General features: G+C 65.0%; 5 protein-coding genes. 3 read left to right on the top strand and 2 right to left on the bottom strand.

The window, feature by feature from the left end; translation table 11 throughout:
* Positions 1-105: 105 nt before the first annotated feature.
* On the bottom strand, positions 106-576 hold the full coding sequence (locus EOA60_RS20400) for an Lrp/AsnC family transcriptional regulator (RefSeq protein WP_067003562.1): 471 nt from the start codon (positions 574-576) through the stop codon (positions 106-108).
* Positions 577-692: 116 nt separating this feature from the next.
* Here EOA60_RS20400 and EOA60_RS20395 point away from each other — a divergent pair, with 116 nt between their 5' ends.
* From EOA60_RS20395 to EOA60_RS20385, 3 genes are all read left to right on the top strand, one after another.
* Complete coding sequence (locus EOA60_RS20395; protein ID WP_067003741.1) at positions 693-947, top strand: DUF6356 family protein; 255 nt, start codon at positions 693-695, stop codon at positions 945-947.
* Between the two features lie 16 nt (positions 948-963).
* A complete protein-coding gene (locus tag EOA60_RS20390; protein WP_067003564.1) occupies positions 964-1,764 on the top strand; it encodes a class II glutamine amidotransferase in 801 nt (266 codons plus the stop codon).
* Between the two features lie 162 nt (positions 1,765-1,926).
* Positions 1,927-3,300: an amidase gene (locus EOA60_RS20385; protein ID WP_095799472.1), complete on the top strand. Its 1,374-nt coding sequence runs from the start codon at positions 1,927-1,929 to the stop codon at positions 3,298-3,300.
* Here EOA60_RS20385 and EOA60_RS20380 read toward each other — a convergent pair.
* On the bottom strand, positions 3,294-4,367 hold the full coding sequence (locus tag EOA60_RS20380; protein ID WP_095824297.1) for an FAD-binding oxidoreductase: 1,074 nt from the start codon (positions 4,365-4,367) through the stop codon (positions 3,294-3,296). The genes EOA60_RS20385 and EOA60_RS20380 overlap by 7 nt on opposite strands.
* Between the last annotated feature and the right edge of the window lie 66 nt (positions 4,368-4,433).

The following is a 4,433-nucleotide window of genomic DNA, read 5'->3' as shown; positions in this document are numbered from 1 at the left end:
AGGATAGACAGCCGTGCGCATGAGCCCATTCCTATCGGCGCGGCTGCCGATTCGGTCAACCCGTCCGCGACGCTATCAACGCCTTTCTTTCAATGCGGTTCCGCGTCAGCGCAACTCCACCGGAACGACGGTCGTCTCCTTGATCTCCTCCATGACGAAGGAAGCGGAGACGTCCGACAGCGGCACCTTGGCGATCAGCCGCTGATAGAGCCTGTCATAGGCTTTCACGTCGGCGACGCGGGCTCTCAGCACATAGTCGAGGTCGCCCGACATGCGGTAGACGCCGGTGATCTCGGCAAAGCCCGTCACCGCCGCCCGGAACTTTTGCAGCCAGTCCGGGTCGTGGTTCGACGTGCGGATCAGGATGAACACCGAAAGCCCGAGTCCAAGCTTGTCGGCATCGACCAGCGCCACGCGCCCGGTAATGACGCCCTCCTCCTCCAGCCGCTTCACGCGCCGCCAGCAGGCGTTGCGGGACAAGGCCACGCGCTCCGACAACTGGTCGACGGAAAGCGTGCCGTCGCGCTGCAGTTCGGCCAGCAATCTCCGATCAGTTTCGTCGATATCATATGCCATTCTTGGGATAAATGTCCCAAAATAGGGCTAGACACAAGGACAATTTGGGATCGATGAACCTTCAACTCGTGGCAGGATACTCAATATCGGGGCTCATCCCGGCAGGAGGGATCACCATGACGACGCGGTTTTCGGCGCTCTTTACGTCTCATCCGGCCAAGGTTGGCGAAACCTATTTCGGCCACATGGCCTTCGCCGCCTGGTTCTGCTCCCGCCTGTCGATGGCCGCGGGCGCCGCCCTCGTTCACGCTTTCTTGCCATTTCTGTTCGAGACTACCGCCAGCCGAATCGTCCGTGAGCTCTATGAGCGCACGAACAACAGAGGCTCACACGCGGTGAAGGAGCCTCAGGCTCTGATGGATCGCGCCTGATAAATGGTGGAATGCGATGTGCCGGTGGGCGGCTTATCTCGGTGAAGCGGTCTTCCTCGAAGACATCGTCACCGCGCCCTGCCACTCGCTGATTGCCCAGAGCCACTGCGCCCAGGAGGCCAAGTCGCCGACCAATGGCGACGGTTTTGGCCTCGCCTGGTATGGCGACCGTCCCGAGCCCGGCCTTTACCGCGACATCCTGCCGGCCTGGTCGGACCCCAATCTGAAAAGCCTCTGCCGGCAGATCAAATCAGGCCTGTTCCTCGCTCATGTGCGCGCCTCCACCGGCGGCGCGACCAGCCGCATGAACTGCCATCCCTTCGTCTCCAGCCGCTGGTCGTTCATGCATAACGGCCAGATCGGGGGCTTCGAGAAGATCCGCCGCGCGCTTGAGAATTCGCTGTCGGATGCTGTCTTCGACCAGCGCGAAGGGACGACTGATTCCGAACTGTTCTTCCTGCTGATGCTCGACGAAGGCCTGTCCGCCGACCCGCAAGGCGCGGTAGCCCGCGCCACCAGCCGCGTTCTCGAGGCTTCGCGCCACGCCGGTCTCGAACCCTCCCTGAAGCTGACAGCGGCATTTTCCGATGGCGAGGCGCTCTACGCCGTGCGCTACGCCACCGACGGCCAGGCGCCAACGCTCTATACCGGCGCATTCGCGAGCCGCGCCGGCCGCTGCATCGTCTCCGAACCGTTCGACCGCGACGGCGGAGAATGGCAGGCGATCCCGCCGTCGAGCTTTGTCACCATGACAAGGGACGGCACAAACATCCGGCCGTTCGCGCCGACCGTTGCTAAGTTCGCGTTGGCCGTCTAGCTCCAAACGTAGCGAAGGTCGCGGGACAGCGCCGCCCTGACCACAGGTGGGCGCAATTTCGATCAAGCACCGCTGTCCTAACAATGCTGAATTCGGCTTGAAGCCGCGGTCTCATCCGCCATGTTCAAGGCGCAGCGCGGCAAGCAGCCGGAGTGCAGCACAATGGACATCGGATTTTCCTCGACTACCGAACTCGCGGCAGCAATTGCCCGGCGGAGAATCTCGGCCGTGGAGGCGCTGGACGCGCATCTGGCGCAGATCGACCGGCATAACGAAGCTCTGAACGCCGTCGTCCTCCTCGATCGGGAAGGCGCGCTTCAGCGTGCCCGAGAAGCCGATGCGGCACTGGCCCGCAGCGCCGCGCTCGGCCCGCTGCACGGCGTGCCGTTCACGCTGAAGGATGCGCACGAGACCGCTGGCATGAAGACGACGGTCGGCTTCCCGCCATTTGCCGACAACGTTCCCAAGCAGGACAGCCCTGTGGCTGCCAGGCTAAAGAGAGCCGGCGGCGTGCTGGTCGGCAAAACCAATGTCGCCACCATGCTGGGCGACTGGCAGTCTGACAATCCGCTGTTCGGCCGCACCGGCAACCCTTGGGATCCGTCGCGCACAGCGGGCGGCTCCAGCGGCGGCGCTGCCGCTGCGGTTGCTGCGGGCATGACGCCCTTCGAGGTCGGCACCGACATGCAGAGTTCCATCCGCTTGCCCGCCGCCTTTTGCGGCGTCTACGGCCTGAAGCCGACCGAGCATCGCGTCTCGCTGGCCGGCGCTTTTCCCGACCCGGGCGGCATTCCGCGCAGCGTCCGCTTGATGTCCTGTGTCGGGCCGATTGCTCGCAATCTGGAGGACCTGGCGCTGATTTACCGGATCATTGCCGGTCCGGACGGCGGCGATACCGATCTGGCGCCGGTGCCGGTTGATGCGATACCGACGCTCGAGCTGACATCGCTGCGCATCGCCTTCGCCGGCACCTTCCGCAGCTTTCCGGTGGCCGCCGAGATCGGCGCCGCGGTCGAGAGATTGGCTGCTAGGCTGGCTTCCGCCGGCGCGCACGTCGAGGAAGCCAAACTGCCGAAGCTCGACCTGCATGATGATCTCACCGAGGGCGGCAAGTTGATCGGCATGATGTTGGAGGCAGCGCAACCGGAACCGCCGGAACAGCCTGCGCCGGTGTCGCGCTGGTTCGCGGCGCTCGCTCGCCGCGACCGGTCGATTCTTGCTTGGGAGCGGTTCTTCGAAAGCTGTGATGCCTTGCTTTGCCCGGTCGCCATGACAACGGCCTTTCCGCACTGCAAGCCAGGCAGCGCGCTGAAGGTCGACGGCAAGGACGAGAGCTATTGGATGCTGCCGGCCTATGGCGCGGTCTTCAATTATTCCGGCCATCCGGCGCTGGCGATACCAGGCGGGCAGGACAGCAACGGGTTGCCCATCGGCCTGCAACTGGTCGGCAAGCGCTGGTCGGAGGCGAGACTGCTCGGCGTCGCTGCGGCGATCGCGCCGCTGACCGACGGGTTTCGCCGGCCGCCGGGCTACTGAGCGAAGCGCGACAGCGCATAAGGCGCGAGCAATGGATCGCGCTCGCCATCGACGATTTCGCGGGCCGCAAACAGGCCGATGGCGGGTGCCAGCGTGATGCCGGAATGGGTGACGGCGACATAGACGCCGCCTACGCCGTCGGCGCGGCTAACAATTGGGAAACCATCGATCGGAGTAGGACGATAGCCGACTGTGTGGAAATCGTACTCCAGCCCGTCGGCGCCGCGCAGCATCGCTTTCACCGCTTCGAAAAGCTCAAGCGCGGTTGCCTCCGGGTTCTCGCCCGGATCGCCGCCGCCAAAATCCGAGCCGGCGATGATCCGGCCCTCGGCCGTCTGCCGCATATGCAGCCTCTCGGCCAGCACCAGGCCGTTGAGGAGCTTCCTGTAGGGTCGCGAATGCACGATCAGACCGGGCGGCGTCTTGATCGGCAACTGGACGCCTGCCGTCGCGGCGATCGCCGGAGCGCCGGCGCCGGCGGCGATCACCACCTCGTCGGCGGCGATGGTTTCACCCGCAACGACGACGCCGCTCAGGCTGCCGCCGGATAGAGTCAGTCTATCGACAGTCCCAGTAATAAGCCGCGCGCCGCGCCGTTCGGCGTCCGCCAGCAGCGCCGTTGCGGTCGCCACCGGCTCGGCCACGCCTTCCTCGGCGACATGAAGCGCGAAATCGGGAAGCTCGGTCAGGTTGGGTTCGATCCGCGCCGCCTGTTCGCGGCCGACCTGCTCGATGCCGTAGCCCCAGGACGAATGCTCGGCCGCATAGGCTTTGAGCTTGTCCGCCGGCAGGTCCCAGCACAGGCCGCCGCACCAGGCAAGCGGCAGGCCCGGCAGATCATTCGCCAAGCGTTTCCACTCGTTCATCGCCCGGATGCGCAGCCGGAAATAGGTCTCCGGATTGCCCCAGCTTGCGTTGATCCAGGCGAAGGAATTGGGCGTCGCGACGCCGCCGGCGCCGCTTGTCGAGACGACCGTCACCCTCGCTCCAGCCTTCGCCAGATGCCAGGCGATCGATGCGCCGATGATGCCGGCGCCGATGACGATGACTTGTTTTGCGCTGCTCATGCCATGACCTTCAGAGGAGATTTCCCCGTCATGCCATCGCGCCGGCCAGACCTCAAGCGAGAAGCG

The organism is Mesorhizobium sp. M1A.F.Ca.IN.020.06.1.1, assembly GCF_004023265.1.
GTDB lineage: Bacteria > Pseudomonadota > Alphaproteobacteria > Rhizobiales > Rhizobiaceae > Mesorhizobium.
The sequence above is the reverse complement of the archived record's forward strand: the minus strand, read 5'-3'. Positions and strand labels throughout refer to the sequence as shown.

What these genes read in the sequence shown, in the direction of transcription:
- EOA60_RS20400 (WP_067003562.1), bottom strand. Translation starts at nt 576, where the DNA reads ATGGCATATGATATCGACGAAACTGATCGGAGATTGCTGGCCGAACTG.
- EOA60_RS20395 (WP_067003741.1), top strand. Translation starts at nt 693, where the DNA reads ATGACGACGCGGTTTTCGGCGCTCTTTACGTCTCATCCGGCCAAGGTT.
- EOA60_RS20390 (WP_067003564.1), top strand. Translation starts at nt 964, where the DNA reads ATGTGCCGGTGGGCGGCTTATCTCGGTGAAGCGGTCTTCCTCGAAGAC.
- EOA60_RS20385 (WP_095799472.1), top strand. Translation starts at nt 1,927, where the DNA reads ATGGACATCGGATTTTCCTCGACTACCGAACTCGCGGCAGCAATTGCC.
- EOA60_RS20380 (WP_095824297.1), bottom strand. Translation starts at nt 4,367, where the DNA reads ATGAGCAGCGCAAAACAAGTCATCGTCATCGGCGCCGGCATCATCGGC.